Raw genomic sequence first — 17,154 nt, 5'->3', positions numbered from 1 at the left:
GCTCCAGCGCCCACCTGACCACCTCATATATCCACTGAGACGCCCGCAGCCTAGACAAACCCTCTCGCGCGCCCCGGCCCGCGGTGCAGGTGGAAGGGGTGTGGAAACGGTTCGGCCAGCAGATCGCCGTGAACGGGATCGATCTGGTGCTGCCGGCGGGGAAGTTCATCGGGCTCGTCGGGCCGAACGGCGCCGGCAAGACCACCACCCTCTCCATGATCACCGGCCTGCTGCGGCCGGACTCCGGCCGGATCCGGGTGGCCGGCCACGACGTGTGGCGCGACCCCGAGTCGGTGGCGCAGGTGAAGGCGAGGATCGGCATCCTGCCGGAGGGGCTGCGGCTCTTCGAGCGGCTCTCGGGCCGTGAACTCCTCGCGTACAGCGGGCGGCTGCGGGGGCTGCCCGGTGCGGAGGTCGACAAGCGGGCCACCCAGCTCCTCGACGTGCTGGACCTGGCCGGTTCGCAGCACAAGCTGGTCGTGGACTACTCGACCGGCATGCGGAAGAAGATCGGCCTGGCGGCGGCGCTGCTCCACAACCCGGACGTGCTCTTCCTGGACGAGCCCTTCGAGGGCGTCGACCCGGTGTCGGCGCAGACCATCCGGGGCGTCCTGGAGCGGTACACGACCTCCGGCGCGACCGTGGTCTTCTCCAGCCATGTGATGGAGCTGGTGGAGTCGCTGTGCGACTGGGTCGCGGTGATGGCCGGGGGCCGGATCCGGGCGCAGGGTCCGCTGGCGGAGGTGAAGGGGGACGCGGCCACCCTCCAGGAGGCGTTCCTGGAGCTGGTGGGCGCGAACGGCCGGGCCGCGGCGGGCGATTCGCTGGACTGGCTGGGCGGCGGCGCCCAGGGTGACCGCCGATGACGGCGACGACCCCCGAGCCGTCGCTCACCCCGATCTTCGTCCGGCTGAAGCTGTCGCTGATGCGGAACGGGCTGCGCCAGTCCGGCGGGCGCACGGCCGCGTTCGTCGCCTCCCTGGTGGTGGTGCTGCTGATCGCCGCCTTCATGGTGCTGTCCTTCCTGATGCTGCGGGGCCACGAGGCGGCCGGCGCGGTGGCGGTGCTCACGGTCGGGGTGTTCGCGCTGGGCTGGGCGGTGATGCCGCTGTTCCTGCCGAGCGGGGACGAGACGCTGGACCCCTCGCGGCTGGTGATGCTGCCGCTGCGGCCGCAGCCGCTGGTGCGGGCGCTGCTCGTGGCCTCCCTGGTGGGGATCGGGCCCCTGTTCACGCTCTGCCTCGCGGTCGGGGCGGTCGCCGCCGTGGCGCACGGGGCGGCGGCGACGGTGTTCGCCGTCCTCGCGGTGCCGCTGGTGCTGCTGGTGTGCGTGGCGCTGTCGCGGGCGATCGCGACGGCGAACGTACGGCTGCTGACCTCCCGCAAGGGGCGGGACATGGCGCTGCTGAGCGGTCTGGTGATCGCGCTCGGCATCCAGGCGGTCAACTTCGGCGCGCAGGCGCTGGGCCGGGCGGAGGACCTGTCGGCGCTGGACACGGTCGCGTCGGTGGTGGGCTGGCTGCCGCCGGCCTCCGCGGTGGCGGCGGTGCGGTCGGCGGCGGACGGCGACCTCGCGCTCGCCGTGGCCCGGCTGGTGCCGTCGCTGGTGCTGCTCGGGGTGCTGCTGTGGTGGTGGCGGCGGAGCCTGGTGCGGCTGATGGTCGAGCCGGACGGTTCGACGGTCGGCGCGGCGCCGGACACGGTGCGGGACCCGGCGCAGGGGCGCGGTCTCGCCGCGCGGCTGCTGCCCGGGGGGCGTACCGGCGCGGTCATGGAGCGGTGCTTCCGCTACATCTGGCGGGATCCGAAGACGAAGGCCGCGTGGGTGTCGGCGCTGGCGATCGGCGCGCTCGTGCCGATGTTCAACGCCTTCCAGGAGGCCGGTTCGGTCTACTGGGCGTGCTTCGCCTCGGGGATGCTGGGCGTGCAGATGTTCAACCAGTTCGGGCAGGACTCGTCGGCGTTCTGGATGGTCGCGCAGACCATCGCGTCGCCGGCGGACGCGTACGCGGAGCTGCGGGACCGGGCGTACGTGATGATCGCGATCACCGTCCCGTTCACGGTGGTCGTCGCCGTGGGCACGGCGCTGGTCACGGGCGGCTGGTCGCAGCTCCCGGAGGTCTTCGGCCTGGCGTTCGCGCTGCTCGGCGCGATGCTGGCGCTGGGGGTCGTCGCCTCGGTCCGGTATCCGTACTCGATCCCCCAGGACTCGCGCCGCAACGTGGCGCCGGGCCAGGGCGGCATGGCGGTCGCCGCGATCTTCGGCGGCATGTTCGGCGGGCCGCTGCTGTGCGCCCCGCTGATCGCCCTGCTGGTGTGGCTGCGGGTCAGCGACCAGCACGCCCTGCTGTGGCTCCTGCTGCCCCTGGGCGTCACCTACGGCGCCCTGCTGACCTGGGGCGCCCTGAAGCTCATGTCGGGGCGGATGGTGAAGCGCCTGCCGGAGATCCTGGCGGCGGTGAGCAAGGGCTGAGCCCCGGGGGGCCTTCCGGCGCGGGCGCGCGCGGGAAGGCCCCCGGTGCCGTCAGAAGACGAGCTGCGAGGCGTTCACGTAGGTCGGGCCGGCCGCCACCCCCAACGGTGCGTGGTAGGTACGGCGAGGGCCGCCCCGCACGGAACGTGCGCGGGGCGGCCCTCACCGTCAGCTCGTCGCCGGTCAGAAGACGCCGTTGAGGCCCCACCAGTCACCGTCGCGCAGGACGCCGGAGGCGAGGCCGCCGGTACCGAGGCCGTTGTAGCCGACCAGCCAGCCCGGGTTGCCCCAGTTGCCGTTGATGACGTACTTGCTGTTGGTGACGGCCGCGAGGTCGGGCTTGCCGTCGCCGCTGAAGTCGCCGACGGCCAGGAAGGTCTCCATCGCGTTCCAGCCACCGGAGCCGATCGGCTTGCGCGCGCCCAGGGTGCCCGTTCCCGTACCCGGGTACAGCCACAGCTTGCCGGTGGACGCCTCGCGGGCGATCAGGTCGACGCGGCCGTCGCTGTTGAAGTCGCCAGGACCGGCGAGGGCGTTCATGGCGCTCCAGCCGCCGCCGATCAGCTTGCGCGCGCCCAGGGTGCCCGTGGACGTACCGGGGTACAGCCACAGCCTGCCGGTGGACTTCTCGACGGCGAGGAGGTCGGCGCGGCCGTCGCGGGAGAGGTCACCGACGGCGGTGATCCGGTTCATCCCGTTCCAGCCCCCGGCGCCGATGAGCTTACGGGCGCCGAAGCCGCCCGTACCCGTACCCGGGTACAGCCACAGCTTGCCCGTGGACGCCTCGCGCGCGATCAGGTCCTCCTTGCCGTCACGGGAGAAGTCTCCGTGGCGGGTGAGGGCGTTCATCGCGTTCCAGCCGCCCGCGCCGACGAGCTTGCCCGTGCTGTCGCCGGGTGTGAACCACAGCCGGCCCACCTTGTCGCGGGTGAGGACGTCGGCCTTGCGGTTGCCGTCGAGGTCCCCGAAGCCCGCCGCCTTGGGGGAGGTCTCGGCCCACCAGTCCGGATAGGCGTTCCGCGAGCACTCACGCTCGGTCCGGACGAACTTGACCGAGCCCATGCTGAACATGGGCCCGCCGGTCCAGGAGCCGTTGCTGGACGGCTGCTCCACCCAGTAGCCGTCCATGGCCCGGTAGTCGGCCGACTCGTACATGCAGGCGTACGCGGAGGTGCGGTTGATGTACGAGCCGTACCGCGTGCCGTAGGAGCCCATGGTGGGCAGGTTCGTACGGGTCTTGAGCATCGTGCCCTGGGCGTTCTCCTGCGTCCAGGCACAGAAATAGCCCGAGGGGCAGTCCGAGACCGCGGCCTGGGCGGGCGCGGCCCCGGCCAGCCCGGCGACGCCCAGGGTCACGGTCCCCAGCAGGGACGCCAGGCTTCTTCTGAGGGTGGTGCGCAAAATCGATTCTCCTGGGGGTAGGGGACTCCCGTGAGCGGGGAGGGGTTCACGCCGGAATTCGCGCGGCGTCGCGCGCTTCGTCGCCGACCGTACCTGCCGTACGGATCAGCGGAACGTGTGGGTCACGGTGATCGGGCCGACGATGTGGGCGTTGAAGTCGTCCAGGTCCTCGGCCGGGACCCACAGCTCCAGGATGGTGCGGCCGCCGGCCTGCTGGACGGGGTAGCGGGCGAGGAAGGCGGAGTCGACCTCGAAGCGGGTGACGTAGCCGGCGCCGCTGTGCTTCACGTTCCAGTCGCGGGCGATGCGGATCGCGTAGTCCTCGTTCAGGACCGGGTAGAAGATCGGCTGCTCGGGCAGCCGGGGCGGCCAGGCGCGCCAGTCCAGCGCGCGGACGAGGGCGAGCTCCTCGGGGCCGGTGGGGCGCCAGAGGGTCGTCGTCGGCCGGGGCTGGGGGCTGGTGCCGGTGCTGGTCATGGCGGGGAAGGTAGCGGGGCTGGTCGGGCGGCGGCCAGGGGATTTCCCCGGCGGCGAGTTGCCGGAAAGGGGCTGGGGACGCCAAGGCGTGGGCCAGGATGGGGACTTGGCTGTGTGGACGGTGGTACGGGAGGGGCTGGCGTGACGGTCGGCGGGGACGCGGTGCGGCGGGGGCAGGGGTGGTGGCTGGGGCTGATCGGGGCGGCGACGGTCGTGCTCGTGGTGGTGTGCGTGGGCGAGGCGTCGACGTCCTCGGCGGACCGGATGCTGCGGACGATCGCCTCGGTCGCGGTGGTCCCCGGCGTGCTGGCCCTGTCGCAGTTGCTGCTGCTGCGCAGCAAGCGGATCGAGCCGGCGACGATCGGTGTGGCCGGGCTGGGCGCGGTGATCCTCGGCGTGAACGCCTCCGACAACGGCGGCATGCTGTTCGGGGTGCTGCTCGCGCTGCTCGCGGCGGTGCCGTTCGCCTTCCTCAGCGGCTTCCTGTCGCTGAACGCGCAGACGGGGCACGCCCTGTTCTCGGCGGTCGCGCTGCTGATCGGCGCCGAGACGCTGGTCGGTGACATCGCGCCGGAGGGCACGGTGCTGGTGCGGTCGTCCTGGCTGACGGCGCTGGACTACAACGGGGCGCGGATCCCCGGCCTGTTCCTGATCGGGGTGGCGCTCTTCCTGGCCGTGGCCTGGTACCTGCCCCGCCAGGAGCGGCGGCTCGCGGTGCCGGAGCCGGGCTGGCTGCGGGTGACGGTGCTGCTGTTCCTGCCGGCGTTCCTGCTGGCGGCGGTGGCCGGGTTCGCGTTCACGGCGCGGATCGGGTCGACGACGCAGGCCGGGCTGAGCCGGGAGTTCATGATCGTGTGCCTGCTCGGTCTGACCGCCGGCGGGTGCAGCCTGCGGAGCGGCGAGGGCACGGTGCTGGACGTGGCGGTCGGCTCGCTCTTCGCCGGCGCCCTCCAGACGCTCCTCAATCTGAAGAACGTCGGCTTCTCGACGCAGTCGACGATCCTGTGCGTGGTCGCGGTGCTCTTCATCTTCGCGGACCTCGCCCGCCTCCGCAGGACCCCCGCGTCCGAGCCGCCGCAGCCGCCCCCGCCGGCGTACCCGCCGCTCCCGGGGCAGCCGGGCCCGGTCGCGGACAACCCGTACGCCCGCTGAGGCGGCCCGGGGCGTCCATGAGAGCCTGCGGGCATGTCGTCCTCCCTGGTCCCGCCCGACGTGGCCGCCTTCGTCGCCGCCGCCTCCCGTCTTCCGCTGACCGCCCTGCAGGAGATCCGGCACGCCACGGCGGTGGCGGTCGCCTCCGGGGCCTTCGACCACGCCGTGGTGCCGAAGTTCGACGCGGCGCGCTTCTCGGCCCTGGACAAGCTGGTCCGGGACTCCTTCCACCCGCGTGCGGAGGAGCTGCGGGCCGCCCGGCCGGGCGGCGGGCTGCACTCCGCGATCGCGCGGACGACGACGGCCGCGCAGGCGATCTGGAAGCGGGACCGGCTGACCGCCGAGGAGTACGCGATGCTGACCGGCGTCTTCCCGGCGTACGGGGTCACCGTGCCGGACCATCCGGACCGCCGGGCCGACCCGGCGGGCTGAGCTCGTCGATCCGGGCGCGGAGCCAGGCCGGGTCGGGGTTGGTGTGGGGGCGGCCGGCCAGCAGGACGGTGGGGACGGTCTCGTTGCCGTCGTTCACGTCCCGTACCGCCGCCGCGGCCTCCGGGTCCCGCCAGATGTTCACCCAGTGGGCCCGGCGGGCCCGCCCGCCGAGGCGGACGCGGAGCCGCACGCAGTACGGGCAGCCCGGCCGCCAGTAGACGACGGGCCGCCCGTCGGCCTCGCCGCGACGCACGGCCTCGGCCGAGGTGAGCGAACGGGGGAAGACCAGCGGCGAGTTGGCGCCCGCCAGGAGGAGGAAGAGCACCAGGAGGACGACTCCGGTGCCGGTGTCCCCCCGGGCGGACGAGGCCGCGGCGAGCAGTGCGCCGACGAGCGCGTACATCGACGGCAGGATCCAGGCGCGTATCACCCGGCCAGGCTAGCCGCCGTCCCGCCGCGCGGGTGGCGGGCGCGGACGGCGTCGACGCAGATGTCCCGGGAGGTCGGGCCGCCAAAGCGGAGGCGGTCGTAGGCGGTGAACGCCGGCTCCAGCGCGTCGAGTTCGTCGACCAGCGCGTGCAGCCGCGCGGTCCAGCCCGCCGAACCGGCGTCCGGGGCGTTCTCCGCGGCGGAGATCGCGCCCGTCAAGTACTCCTTGCGCCGGATCGTCGCCGGCGTGACGGCGTGCAGGCAGACGTACTGGCCGCTGAGGTACGCGTCCCACTCCGCCCGCCCGACGGACTCGTCGTCCCAGTGCGCGACGAACCAGCCTTCGAGGAGGTCCGTCCCGCCGGCCCGCTCGGCGAGGGCGAACAGGTCGCGCGGGACCATCTCCGCGCCGTCGGAGCGCAGGTACCCCGGGAGCGGCAGCCGCCGCGCCAGCATCAGCCGCCGGGCCTCGTCGGCCTCGCGGCCCCCGGCGGCGCACAGCTCGTCCAGCGGGACGAACTGCGCGCTGACGTACGCGTCGTCGGCGGCGGTCATCGGGTGGTCACCGTTCACCTCGCGGAACCGCGCGGCGACGCGGAGCCGGAGCTCGTTCTCGGGCACCAGTGCCTCCTGGGGGCCGGGCGCGCGGGCCGGTCCCGCGCGGCTCTCCGCACGCTAGCCGCGGGACGGTTCGGCCCCCGCCGAACGTTCCAGCGCCTTCCAGGCGAGCCCCGGGCGCTCCGCGAACGCCTCGGCGACCCGGCCGCGCCAGTCCGGCCCGGCGGCGGGGCGGCGAGCTTCCCGTGGCCGGTCGCGCCGGTCGGCCCGGAGCGCGGCCTCGCGGCGGCAGGGGCCACACAGCGTCTCGTCCGCGACCGGCCGGAAGGCGTGGGGCTTGTCACCGGGCCCCTGGCAGTTCACCAGGGCACCGGGCACCGGACCCGGGGCCTCGCCGGGCGGGTCGGCCACCGGCTCCGGCGGAAGCTTCTCCGTCAGCCGGTGCCGGAGGAACCCGACCGCCGAACGGACGCCGGTGCGCGGCAGATGCGCCGTCAGGGCGTGCCGGAGGTCCGCCGCCGAAACCCCTCGCCGCAGCCACTCGGCGGCGAGGGCGGCGAGCCCGCGCGCCTCCCGGACGCCGAGGCGGAGATCGCGGTCGGCGTGGTGGAGCGTGAGGAGGAGGCGTTCGGCGTGGACGAGCACGGAATCGCCGTCGCGGTGCGCCTGCGACTGCTCCGGGGCCTCAGGCTCCGGTTCCGGTTCTGTCTCCGGCTCCGGTTCCGGCTCCGTCGAAAGCGCGGGGCCGCCGGGGGGTGGGGGGTTGGTCTTCTCCCCGTCTTCATCATTGGAGGAACAACCGGTCTCCGGGGTGCCTGGCCCACCGACCGCCGGATCGGGCACAGTCGGTGACCGGTCGCCGTCCCGTACCGCCCTCGCCTCTTCACGCGTGAGGCTGACGTTCGTGACGAGCTGGGTGGTCTTCCAGAGCCCCTGACCGTCCTGCCATCGCCACTCGTGCAGATGTCCGCACGTGGTGAGCGATTCCTTCGCCTTCTGGTATGCCCGGGGCTTCATACCCAGGTCAGCCGCGTGCTCGCCGAGCGGCTTCGCCGTGGCCGCACTCTCCGGGAGCCCCTGGAGGTAGACGAGGAGGACTTTCGCGTCGCTGGTCAGTCGCGGATTCCGGACGACACTGTGCGAGACCTTCGTGTACGCCGACAAGGGCGCGATAGCATGCCGAAGCATTTCTGGTGGAGCTCCAGTCCACTGGTAGTGAAGGCCCTCGGATTGGTGTTGGCGCACCGCCGGGGGCCGCTCCCTTTACGGAGCGTGATGTCGGCGTCACCGTAGCGCATATTCCACTGCCCGGTGCAACAACTCTCCCTCCACGAACGGATCTTCGAGCGTCGGGAGCGACCTCCAGCCCAGCGGCCACGTCGTCCCGTCGAACGCCGGGATCCCCACGTACGACTCGCCCCCACGGCCCCCACCCAGCGCCCGCACCGGAGCCGGCCACGCGAACCCCGAGGCCGTACCCGGCGCCAGCAGGAAGTAGAGGTTCCGCCCCCGGGCGGCCTCCCGCACGATCGGCCCCGCCTGGAAGTCCGTGAACTCCATGAGGTGGTACGCCACCTCCTCTCCCAGGACACCGGGAACCCGTACGGCGTCGAAGTGCACGCCGGCGAGCCGGAGGACGTGACCGGCGGCGGGTACCCAGGACGGCTTGCCGTCAAGCGACTTGCTCAGATTCATGACGCCAGCTTCCCGAGCGTGCTGTCCTGTCACCAGGGGCAACGTGATGTTGTGCAGGACTGTGCACTCGGGGAGGCGGGGTGTGAACAAGGAGCCCAAGCAGGGCGCGGGAACAGCCAGGGCGTTCGGGAGGATGGTGCGGTTCTACCGGGAGCGAGCGGGCATTTCACAGGAGAAGCTGGCAGCGGCGACCGGATATTCCAAGTCCCAGGTGGCGATGATCGAGCGTGGCGAGCGCCGCGCCCTGGACCACTTCGTTTCCGTCTCGGACGTGGAGCTGGGTGCACAAGGTGCACTGCTGGAACTCGCGAAGGAGACTCCGCCGGGACCGACGCCCGGCGGATTCGAGGAGTACGTGAGAGAAGAAAGGAAGGCCGTCTCGATCTCGGGCTACGAATGCCGTGTCATCCCGGGGCTGTTGCAGACACCGGACTACGCGCGGGCCGTGTTCAACTGTGCTACGCCTCCTTGGCCGGAAGAAGAGCGCGAGTCCATGCTCGAAGGCCGCATCGCGCGGCAAGCAGTGCTCCATCGCAAGCCCCCGCCCCTCGTCAGCTTCGTCTTGGAGATGGCCACGCTCACCCGTCCTCTCGGCGGTAGGCGCGTCCTCAAGGACAACCTGATGCGCATTCTCGACATCGGCCGTCTGCGTCACGTGGAGATCCAGGTGATGCCCACTGACGTGGAGGTGCACGCAGGCATCAGTGGGCCCTTCATGCTCTTGGAGACGGAACGACGCCAGAAGCAGCTCGTCTACGTCGAGGCTCAGAGCAACAGGTACCTTCTCACCGAGCAGCCTGACTTGGGCGACGCATTCGCCCGTTACGGGATCCTGCGCTCGCAAGCACTCTCATCGGAGGCGTCAGCTCGATGGATCGAACGGGTGGCACGAGAGCTATGAGCACCGACCTCAACTGGTTCAAGAGCAGCTACAGCAGCGGCCAGGGCGGCGAATGCGTCGAGGTCGCCGCCGGTGTGCACCTTGTGCACGTCCGTGACTCCAAGGACATCGCCGTCCCCTCCCTCTCCGTCTCCCCCGCCGCCTGGGCCGCGTTCCTCGCCCAGGTGAAGTAGGCCGGCCGACAAGCCAGCCGCCGCGCGGAGCCGAGGTGTAGGTCCGGGCGCTGGAGCCACCACGCAGGTCGGGTTTAGTGCCGTGCGACCCGCCGGCCAGGAGGACCGTCGGGACGGTCTCGTTGCCGTCGTTCACCGCGCGCAGGGCCGCCACCCCTCCGGGGCGCGCCAGATGTTCACCCACTGAGCGCGGCGGGCACAGTGGTCGAGGCCACACGGGGCCGCAGGCAGAAGGGCAGCCCGGCCACCAGTAGGCGACCGGGCCTCGCTTCCGTGACGGGGGCGCCTGTCGCGGGGCGGCCGCCCGATCGGCGTGCGGCCAGAACGGGAGCGTCCGGTATGTCGACCAACGCTGCCATTCGGCGATCAACGTCGGGACGCGCCACGAAGCTGGTCTAGACCTGACGGATTCCCTTGTCGCAGGCAGCCGCATCGACTGGCCCGTCTCCCGATCCGCACCGCATCTGGTCGGCAAGTTCTCAGCAGGCGAGACACTCCTGCCGAGAGCGGTGGCGACCTCTCGAAGAATCGCCACTTAGGGTCGGGCCGACATTGAACATGCGGTCAATACCCTGACACGAGAACGGGGTTCTACATGATTCCAAGACGTCGGAGACGTCTGCTCACCTTGCCTCTCACACTTCTGATCGTGGGCTCTGCGGCGCTTCCCGCATCGGCCACAGAAGAGCCCGATCCGCTTGTGGACCCGCTACGTGCCAGCGCGCTGGCGAAGACACTCGGCGACGACCGGACCGGTGGCGTGTACTACGAGGACGGACGCCTCGTCATTGCTGTCACTGACCAGCAGACGGCGTGGAATGTCCGGAAGGCAGGGGGCACCGCGAAGCTGGTGGCACGCAGCACTGCCGAACTTGAGGCTGTGCACGAGCGACTCGATGAGCTGGGAAACATACCTAATACCGCCTGGGGTATCGATGCCAGTACCAACCAGGTGAGCGTCGAGATCTTCGACGGGGCTCCCTCGGACGTTTGAGAGAAGATCGAGAAGGTCGCCGCGATACATGTCGGGGCCGTGCGCGTCGATCGCATCGAGAGCGAGTTGGTGTTCAAGGACAAGCTTCTCGGAGGCTTCGGCATAGCCTCCGGAGTGCTGTGTTCCGCGGGATTCAACGTCCGGAACACTGCAGGAGCTGAGTATGTGCTCACCGCGGGCCACTGCGTCCCCGGCACCGGGAACACGTGGTACGTGAACTGGAATAAGGAAAGGATCGGCGTTCAGAACGCCTACTCCTTCCACGACGGCACCAGCGGCTACTGCGACGGGTCAAGCCGCGCCTGCGACTGGGCGTCGATCCGCGTGGACGGCAGCACGCTCCAGCCGGTGGGCGGCGTCCATTACTTCAACGGAACGGTCCGGGACATCACCACCTCGCGCTACGCCGCTGAGAACGAATCCACGGATCGACTGGGCACCATGAGCGAGGACACGACGGGGGGCATCACCAGGACGCACGTGACGGTCAACATCGCCGGCAGGACCATGTACGGCATGTACGAGACGAACCACTGCGCCTTGGGAGGCGACAGCGGAGGACCGCTGGTCACCGGGTCGACGGCTCTCGGCCTGCTCTCCGGCGGCACAGACGAGACGACCTGCAATTCCTCGGCGACGGGTACGTACCGCAACTACTTCACCAAGGTCCAGACGGTGCTGAACGAGCGAGGTCTCCACGTCTACTGACCTCCTCGCCTTCTCGGCCTCAACCGACGGATCCGTCACCCGGGCGGTCACGTCCAAGCAGCGGCACTGCCGCCATCGAACTCTTCTCAGGGAGGCCGCATGCGCATCAGGTTCACGAGAGCATCGATCGTGCAGGCCGTGGCGAGTCTCTGCGTTCTGTCGGTAATCAGTTGCAGCAGCCATGTCGACGAGGAATCGGAGACCGACTCGGCAGCCGTCGCGCGGCGCGCCGAGCAGGTGGCGGGAGCCTGGGAAAAATCGCCTGCCGCCGCCTCTTGGCGTGCCGGATACCACCCGATGGGCGAGGTGGTTCAGTCGCCGGCAGGTGGTCTCCGGAGCAAGGCCGATCAGCAGGCGTTCCGGGATCACAGCTTCGTGCTGCGAGGCACGTTGCCCAGCGCGTCACCCAAGGCGGCCAAGGTCGCTTGGGCCGACGGCGGCACACTCGCCCGACCCGTCATCCGATCGCTGGACTCCTACAAGTCGCTCTCGGGTGACCGTGTGGGCGACGAGCCGCACCTGACTGTGACGGCTGCACGGCTCGGCACCATGGCTGTGTTCACCAGCCGTGGAGCTGCCACTGTCCCAGCATGGCTCTTCACCTTGGACGGTTACGCCACGCCTCTCAAGCAAGCGGCTGTACTGCCCTCTACTCTCCCCGAACCTCCCATCGGCCCGGCCGGAGATGTTCCGCTCCATCCGTTCAACGGCCTCGTGGGAACGTCCAAGGACGGACGATCGATCACAGTGATCGCTCTCCACGGCGCTTGTGACAAGGGCCCGCTGGTACAGGCCAGGGAATCCGACCTCACCGTGGTCCTTTCGTCCTTGGCGCGCCGGGAGACCGGAGGGAACTGCACGAAGCAGGCTGAACTCCAGGAGGTGACGGTAGAGCTCGACCGTCCTCTGGGAGACCGAATTCTGCTCGACGCGCGATCGGGGCAACCGATCCCGTTCACTCCTTCGAACGGCCCGACGCCGAGCTGGAGCTGAGGAACGGGACTTCTCCCCCGCCGCCTGGGACGCGTTCCTCGCCCAGGTTAAGTAGGGGTCGCGCGTGCGCGAAGGGCCTCCGCCCCTGGCCGGGACGGAGGCCCTTCGCGTATCACCGGGTCACCGGATCAGAACTGGCCGTTCAGGTCGAACCAGGACTCGTCCTCCATGACGCCCGGCTGGAAGCCGTTCGTGGACTTGCCGTCGTACGCGACCAGGAGGCCCGGGCCGCGGCCGTAGTTCGACGAGTAGGTGCTGTTCGTGATGGCGGACATGTCGGCGTAGCCGTCGCCGGTGCGGTCGCCGACCGCGAGGAACGCGGCCATGCTGTTCCAGCCGCTGCCGATGAGGACGCGGGTGGCGACGCCGTCGGTCTTGCCGGGGTACAGCCAGAGCTTGCCGGTGGAGGGCTCGCGGGCGAGGAGGTCGGCCTTGCCGTCCTTCGTCATGTCGCCGAAGCCGACGAGGGCGTTCATGCTGTTCCAGCCGCCCGCGCCGATCAGCTTGCGGGCGCCGAGCGCGCCGGTGGACGTGCCGGGGTACAGCCACAGCTTGCCGGTGGACTTCTCCACGGCGAGGAGGTCGGAGCGGCCGTCGCCGGTGAGGTCGCCGAAGGCGGTGAGGTGGTTCATGGCGTTCCAGCCGCCCGAACCGATGAGGACACGGGTGCCGAGGGAGCCGGTGCCCGCGCCCTTGTAGAGCCACAGCTTGCCGGTGGACGCCTCGCGGGCGATCACGTCCTCCTTGCCGTCGCCGGAGAAGTCGCCGTGCCGGGTGAGGGCGTTCATGGCGTTCCAGCCGCCCGCGCCGACGAGCTTGCCGCTGCCGTCGCCGGGGAGGAACCAGAGGCGGCCGGCCTTGTCGCGGGAGAGGACGTCGGACGTCTTGTCGCCGTTGAGGTCGCCGAAGGCGGGCGCGGTGGTCTGCGGGTTCGCGTACCAGTAGGGGTACGGTTCCCAGCCGCCGCACTCGCGCTCGGTGGTGACCAGGCGGACGGAGCTGACGCCGGTCATGCCGGGGCCGCCCCACTCGGTGCCCGAGGGGTTGGGGGCGACGGAGGCGACGTCGCCGTCGTAGCCGTAGTTCGCGTCGTCGTGGAGACAGGCGAACTTGTTGGTCCGGTTGGAGACCGTGCGGAACTGGTTGTCCCAGGTGCCGAGCGTCGCGGCGCTGGCGTTCGTCTTGTACATCGTGCCGGTGGCGTCGTCCGTCTTCCACCCGCAGAAGTAGCCCACCGGGCAGTCGGCCGGGGCCGCCTGGGCGGGGGCCGCGCCCGCGCCGAGGACGCCGAGCGTGGTGAGGCCGAGCGCCGTGGCCGCCGTGGCCACGCGCCGGCGCAGAGATATGCGCATTCGTTCCCTCCGTCGTGACGGCGCGGAGCCGGGCCCTGCCCGCTCGACGCGCCGTAGGGCGGAAATGTACCCCGCCGGGTGGCGGGGTACGTGACCGAGGGGGGTCAGAAGACGGTGCTCATGTCGTTCCAGGAGCGGTCCTGGCCGTCCCAGCTGCCGGGGGCGAAGGTGCCGTTGTCCTTGCCGCCGTAGATCATCAGGCAGCCCTCGTAGGAGCACGAGGTGCCGCGGAAGGCGTTGTTGGTGAGGGCGATGAGGTCGTTGGTGCCGTCGAGGCCGTGGTCGCCCACGCCGACGAGCTGGGCCATCGCGTTCCAGCCGCCGCCGATGAGGGTGCGCGAGCCGAGGGCGCCGGTGCGGCCCGGGTAGAGCCAGAGCTTGCCGGTGGCGGGTTCGCGGGCGACGAGGTCGGCCTTGCCGTCGCCGGTGACGTCGCCGAGGGCCGTCAGCGCGTTCATGCTGTTCCAGCCGCCCGCGCCGATGAGCTTGCGCGCGCCGAGGGTGCCGGTGGACGTACCGGGGTAGAGCCACAGCTTGCCGGTGGACTTCTCGACCGCGAGGAGGTCGGAGCGGGCGTCGCCGGTGAGGTCGCCGAAGGCGGTGAGGCGGGTCATGGCGTTCCACCCGCCCGTCCCGATGACCTTGCGGGCGCCGAGCGCGCCCGTGCCGGTGCCGGGATACAGGTACAGCTTGCCGGTGGACGCCTCGCGGGCGATCACGTCCTCCTTGCCGTCGGCGGAGAAGTCGCCGTGCCGGGTGAGGGCGTTCATCGCGCCCCAGCCGCCGCCGACGAGCTTGCCGCTGCCGTCGCCGGGGAGGAACCAGAGGCGGCCGGCCTTGTCGCGGGCGAGGAGGTCCGCCTCGTCGTCGCCGTTCAGGTTGCCGAAGCGGGAGGGCCCGGCCGGGTTGGGCTCGGCGTGCCACGTCGTGTAGGCGGGGCCGTAGCACTCGCGCGCGGTGAGGACGAACTTCAGCGAGCTGACCGAGCGCATGCCCATGTAGCCCCACTCGGTGCCGCCCGGGTCGGGGTCCCGCACGCCGACGCTCCAGTACGACGTCTTGTAGCCGGGCTCGTCGTAGCCGCAGACCCACTTGTCCGTGCGGTTGGAGACCGCGCTGATCTGGTTGTCCCAGGCGCCGAGCGTCGCCGCGCTCTGGGTGAGCTTGAGCATCTCGCCCGTGGCGTGATCGGTCTTCCAGGCGCAGAAGTAGCCCCTCGGGCAGTCTTCGGGCTCCGCCTGGGCGGGGGTGGCGGCCGGGCCGAGGGTGGTGAAGGCGGTGAGCGCGGTGAGCACGGCGAGGCCGAACGCGGCCGGCCGGGTGGCCTGGGCGGCGCGGGCCTCGGACCGGGCCGCCGGGCGGCGGCGGTTCAGCCGGGACAGCAGTGACATGTACGGGTTCCCTCCGGATGCGGCGCGGAGCCGAGCCCTTGGGGCTCCCCTTCTCGACGCGCCGTGGAGGGAAGGTACCCGGTACGGGACGCGGGGCTTCCGGTGGGGTGCCGTTCGGGTGGTCAGAGGTCGCGCATGCCGGGGAAGCCGAAGCCCTCCGGTTCCTCCCAGGGGACGTCCTGGTCGTCCACGTGCACGTGCCACTCCGCCCCCGGCAGGGCCCGGCGCAGCTCCGTGACGGAGTCCAGGACGTGGATCAGCACCGGGAGGAGGCGGTCGGGGTCGAGGGGCAGCTTCGTGGAGCCGGCCAGCAGCGCGTCCGGCTCGGGGCCGGGGTCCCCGTACAGGTACAGGCTCTCCTCGTCGTCGTACGGGAAAGCCGCCAGGTGCGCGGCGGTGACGCGCTCGACGGCGGCCGCCTCGGCCGGTGTCAGGGGGGCCGGGCGGCGCGCGGAGTAGTACACGGAGACGCTCATGAGGGGGAGCGTAGGGCGGGGGTACGACAGTCGGGCTGGGGCCGGGCGGCGCCGGGGCCGGGGCCGGGGGCAGGGGGCGGTAGGCCAGGGGTCACGGGGTCAGGACGCCCGTGAGGAACGGGCCCACCGCTTCCGCCCAGGCTTCCGGGTGGGTGTAGTGGAGGAGGTGCCCGGCGTCGGGGATCTCGGCGTAGGCGCCGTGCGGGAGGACGCGGACCATCTCCTGGGCCTCGGCGCGGCCCAGTTCGCCGTCGAGGCCGCGCACGACGAGGGTGGGGCAGCGGACCTGGGCGAGCGAGTCCCAGTGGGCGTCGTGGACCCAGGTCTCGCGGGAGGTCAGCATCTGGCCGGGGTCGAAGACGGGGTGCCAGCCGTCCTCGCGCTCGGTCATCACCTCGGCGAAGAACGCGCCCCGCGCGGGGTTCGGCGTCTCCACCCACGGGTCGTCCGCGCCGAACCAGCGGTGCACCGCGTCCAGGTTCGGGAAGGGCGCCGGCCAGCCCCGGAACCAGTCCTGCCAGGCGCGCTGCGAGGCCGCGCCGAGCGCCGAGGCCCGCATGTCGCAGATGACGAGGGCGCGGACGAGGTCCGGGCGCTCGGCGGCCAGCTGCCAGGCCGTCAGGGCGCCCATGGAGTGGCCGACGAGGGTGACGGGGCCGAGTCCGAGCCGCTCGACGACGGTCGCCGCGTCGGCCACGTACGCCTCGCGCGTGAAGGGGCCGCCGGGCGGCTTCTCGCTGGCCCCGTGGCCGCGCTGGTCGAGCGCGATCGTGCGGTGCCCGCCGGTCAGGAGGCCGGCGGCGGGGGCCCAGTGGCCCGCGTGGCCCATCAGGCCGTGGAGCAGTAAGACCGGGGCGCCGGAGGGTTCGGCGAGGGGCGCGGCCGGTTCGGGGGGCGCGGGGCGGTCCTCCGGGCCCGAGGGCTGGCGGGCGATGCTCACGGCGGTGGCGCGCGCGGTGGCCGGGTGGGCGGCGGCTGGGCGCGTGGCGGCCGGGCCCGCGCCTGGGCGGGCCTCCGGTCCGGTGGCCGCACCGCCCTCCGCCGTGCCGGCCGCGCGGGCCGTGGCGGCCGTGTAGTCCCAGGCCGCCAGCCGGATGCCGTCGGCTCCGGTGACGTCGAGTCGTCGCGCCATGATCTGGCACCCCCTCTTTCCCGTCGAACCCCGCCAGACTATCGAACCCACATTCGAAAATGCGCTCCTGCCACGCAACACCCCTCGTTCGAGTGACAGGGCTCAAGGATTGGTGCGCGCTGCCGAGGGGAGATCTTCAACGGGAGGCGGACCGCTCGGGGAAAACGGTCCGAGGGGACCGACCTTGAGAGCTCGGGGCTCCAGGTCGGAACAGGGGAGGACAGGCCCCGGCGCCCCCCCGCGCCCGGGCCCGCTCCCCGGGGGGTTTTAAACAAAAACCAGCCCCCCCGTAACCAAACGGTGGGGGGTTGGGGGGGGGGGGGGTGCCTGTGTGCCTCGGCCTGTCCCCCCCGGCGTGGGGGGGGGGGTAATCGGGATGCCTCCAGGACCAGGGCGGATTCGGCGTCGACGTCGCGG

The 17,154-nt window shown here is 71.7% G+C and carries 19 protein-coding genes; 9 read left to right on the top strand and 10 right to left on the bottom strand.

Annotated elements, in window-relative coordinates:
• Positions 1-83 precede the first annotated feature (83 nt).
• Entirely contained in the window at positions 84-866 is a 783-nt protein-coding gene (locus ACFW1I_RS23615) for an ABC transporter ATP-binding protein (RefSeq protein ID WP_384673203.1), read from the top strand.
• The gene (locus ACFW1I_RS23610; RefSeq protein WP_384673200.1) at positions 863-2,473 is read left to right on the top strand and encodes a transporter; all 1,611 of its coding nucleotides are present in this window, start codon (positions 863-865) and stop codon (positions 2,471-2,473) included. The genes ACFW1I_RS23615 and ACFW1I_RS23610 overlap by 4 nt, the downstream gene beginning before the upstream one ends.
• A 183-nt stretch (positions 2,474-2,656) precedes the next feature.
• Here the strand turns inward: ACFW1I_RS23610 and ACFW1I_RS23605 are convergent, their stop codons facing one another.
• Together ACFW1I_RS23605 and ACFW1I_RS23600 are read right to left on the bottom strand one after the other, a co-directional pair.
• Positions 2,657-3,874, bottom strand: coding sequence for an FG-GAP-like repeat-containing protein (locus ACFW1I_RS23605; protein ID WP_384673197.1), 1,218 nt, complete (start codon positions 3,872-3,874; stop codon positions 2,657-2,659).
• A 105-nt stretch (positions 3,875-3,979) separates the two neighbouring features.
• Entirely contained in the window at positions 3,980-4,351 is a 372-nt protein-coding gene (locus tag ACFW1I_RS23600; RefSeq protein WP_384673194.1) for a hypothetical protein, read from the bottom strand.
• A 141-nt stretch (positions 4,352-4,492) separates the two neighbouring features.
• Here ACFW1I_RS23600 and ACFW1I_RS23595 point away from each other — a divergent pair, with 141 nt between their 5' ends.
• Positions 4,493-5,503, top strand: a complete 1,011-nt coding sequence (locus ACFW1I_RS23595) for a hypothetical protein (RefSeq protein ID WP_384673191.1) — start codon at positions 4,493-4,495, stop codon at positions 5,501-5,503.
• A 33-nt stretch (positions 5,504-5,536) separates the two neighbouring features.
• The gene (locus ACFW1I_RS23590; RefSeq protein WP_384673188.1) at positions 5,537-5,935 is read left to right on the top strand and encodes a hypothetical protein; all 399 of its coding nucleotides are present in this window, start codon (positions 5,537-5,539) and stop codon (positions 5,933-5,935) included.
• On the opposite strand, the gene ACFW1I_RS23585 is transcribed toward ACFW1I_RS23590, so the two are convergent.
• From ACFW1I_RS23585 to ACFW1I_RS23570, 4 genes are all read right to left on the bottom strand, one after another.
• Complete coding sequence (locus ACFW1I_RS23585; RefSeq protein ID WP_384673185.1) at positions 5,889-6,365, bottom strand: glutaredoxin domain-containing protein; 477 nt, start codon at positions 6,363-6,365, stop codon at positions 5,889-5,891. The genes ACFW1I_RS23590 and ACFW1I_RS23585 overlap by 47 nt on opposite strands.
• On the bottom strand, positions 6,362-6,985 hold the full coding sequence (locus ACFW1I_RS23580) for a DUF6058 family natural product biosynthesis protein (protein WP_384673182.1): 624 nt from the start codon (positions 6,983-6,985) through the stop codon (positions 6,362-6,364). Before ACFW1I_RS23580 ends, ACFW1I_RS23585 begins: the two co-directional genes overlap by 4 nt.
• 54 nt (positions 6,986-7,039) lie before the next feature.
• The gene (locus ACFW1I_RS23575) at positions 7,040-8,086 is read right to left on the bottom strand and encodes a hypothetical protein (protein WP_384673179.1); all 1,047 of its coding nucleotides are present in this window, start codon (positions 8,084-8,086) and stop codon (positions 7,040-7,042) included.
• Between the two features lie 120 nt (positions 8,087-8,206).
• The gene (locus tag ACFW1I_RS23570; protein ID WP_384673176.1) at positions 8,207-8,617 is read right to left on the bottom strand and encodes a hypothetical protein; all 411 of its coding nucleotides are present in this window, start codon (positions 8,615-8,617) and stop codon (positions 8,207-8,209) included.
• Between the two features lie 82 nt (positions 8,618-8,699).
• Between ACFW1I_RS23570 and ACFW1I_RS23565 the strand changes: the two genes are divergently transcribed.
• The 5 genes from ACFW1I_RS23565 (at position 8,700) to ACFW1I_RS23545 (ending at position 12,386) form a co-directional block, all read left to right on the top strand.
• Positions 8,700-9,518, top strand: a complete 819-nt coding sequence (locus ACFW1I_RS23565) for a helix-turn-helix domain-containing protein (protein WP_384673173.1) — start codon at positions 8,700-8,702, stop codon at positions 9,516-9,518.
• On the top strand, positions 9,515-9,691 hold the full coding sequence (locus tag ACFW1I_RS23560) for a DUF397 domain-containing protein (protein WP_384673171.1): 177 nt from the start codon (positions 9,515-9,517) through the stop codon (positions 9,689-9,691). Before ACFW1I_RS23565 ends, ACFW1I_RS23560 begins: the two co-directional genes overlap by 4 nt.
• 649 nt (positions 9,692-10,340) lie before the next feature.
• Complete coding sequence (locus tag ACFW1I_RS23555) at positions 10,341-10,685, top strand: alpha-lytic protease prodomain-containing protein (protein ID WP_384673169.1); 345 nt, start codon at positions 10,341-10,343, stop codon at positions 10,683-10,685.
• Between the two features lie 39 nt (positions 10,686-10,724).
• Positions 10,725-11,393: a S1 family peptidase gene (locus ACFW1I_RS23550; protein ID WP_384673166.1), complete on the top strand. Its 669-nt coding sequence runs from the start codon at positions 10,725-10,727 to the stop codon at positions 11,391-11,393.
• Positions 11,394-11,492: 99 nt separating this feature from the next.
• Positions 11,493-12,386, top strand: coding sequence for a hypothetical protein (locus tag ACFW1I_RS23545; protein WP_384673164.1), 894 nt, complete (start codon positions 11,493-11,495; stop codon positions 12,384-12,386).
• A 128-nt stretch (positions 12,387-12,514) separates the two neighbouring features.
• Here the strand turns inward: ACFW1I_RS23545 and ACFW1I_RS23540 are convergent, their stop codons facing one another.
• From ACFW1I_RS23540 to ACFW1I_RS23525, 4 genes are all read right to left on the bottom strand, one after another.
• Positions 12,515-13,738: an FG-GAP-like repeat-containing protein gene (locus tag ACFW1I_RS23540; RefSeq protein ID WP_384673161.1), complete on the bottom strand. Its 1,224-nt coding sequence runs from the start codon at positions 13,736-13,738 to the stop codon at positions 12,515-12,517.
• Between the two features lie 104 nt (positions 13,739-13,842).
• A complete protein-coding gene (locus tag ACFW1I_RS23535) occupies positions 13,843-15,129 on the bottom strand; it encodes an FG-GAP-like repeat-containing protein (protein WP_384673158.1) in 1,287 nt (428 codons plus the stop codon).
• Positions 15,130-15,251: 122 nt separating this feature from the next.
• The gene (locus ACFW1I_RS23530; protein ID WP_384673156.1) at positions 15,252-15,605 is read right to left on the bottom strand and encodes a hypothetical protein; all 354 of its coding nucleotides are present in this window, start codon (positions 15,603-15,605) and stop codon (positions 15,252-15,254) included.
• 91 nt (positions 15,606-15,696) lie between these two features.
• Positions 15,697-16,737: an alpha/beta fold hydrolase gene (locus ACFW1I_RS23525; RefSeq protein WP_384673153.1), complete on the bottom strand. Its 1,041-nt coding sequence runs from the start codon at positions 16,735-16,737 to the stop codon at positions 15,697-15,699.
• Between the last annotated feature and the right edge of the window lie 417 nt (positions 16,738-17,154).

Origin of the sequence: Streptomyces sp. NPDC058955, from assembly GCF_042741435.1 — a bacterium.
Classification (GTDB): Bacteria; Actinomycetota; Actinomycetes; order Streptomycetales; family Streptomycetaceae; genus Streptomyces.
This window is presented reverse-complemented; position numbering and strand designations above follow the sequence as displayed.

Excerpts from the sequence above, each read along its gene's own strand:
- ACFW1I_RS23530 (WP_384673156.1), bottom strand. The coding sequence starts at position 15,605 with ATGAGCGTCTCCGTGTACTACTCCGCGCGCCGCCCGGCCCCCCTGACA.
- ACFW1I_RS23570 (WP_384673176.1), bottom strand. The coding sequence starts at position 8,617 with ATGAATCTGAGCAAGTCGCTTGACGGCAAGCCGTCCTGGGTACCCGCC.
- ACFW1I_RS23535 (WP_384673158.1), bottom strand. The coding sequence starts at position 15,129 with ATGTCACTGCTGTCCCGGCTGAACCGCCGCCGCCCGGCGGCCCGGTCC.
- ACFW1I_RS23540 (WP_384673161.1), bottom strand. The coding sequence starts at position 13,738 with ATGCGCATATCTCTGCGCCGGCGCGTGGCCACGGCGGCCACGGCGCTC.
- ACFW1I_RS23560 (WP_384673171.1), top strand. The coding sequence starts at position 9,515 with ATGAGCACCGACCTCAACTGGTTCAAGAGCAGCTACAGCAGCGGCCAG.
- ACFW1I_RS23610 (WP_384673200.1), top strand. The coding sequence starts at position 863 with ATGACGGCGACGACCCCCGAGCCGTCGCTCACCCCGATCTTCGTCCGG.
- ACFW1I_RS23590 (WP_384673188.1), top strand. The coding sequence starts at position 5,537 with ATGTCGTCCTCCCTGGTCCCGCCCGACGTGGCCGCCTTCGTCGCCGCC.
- ACFW1I_RS23600 (WP_384673194.1), bottom strand. The coding sequence starts at position 4,351 with ATGACCAGCACCGGCACCAGCCCCCAGCCCCGGCCGACGACGACCCTC.
- ACFW1I_RS23525 (WP_384673153.1), bottom strand. The coding sequence starts at position 16,737 with ATGGCGCGACGACTCGACGTCACCGGAGCCGACGGCATCCGGCTGGCG.
- ACFW1I_RS23545 (WP_384673164.1), top strand. The coding sequence starts at position 11,493 with ATGCGCATCAGGTTCACGAGAGCATCGATCGTGCAGGCCGTGGCGAGT.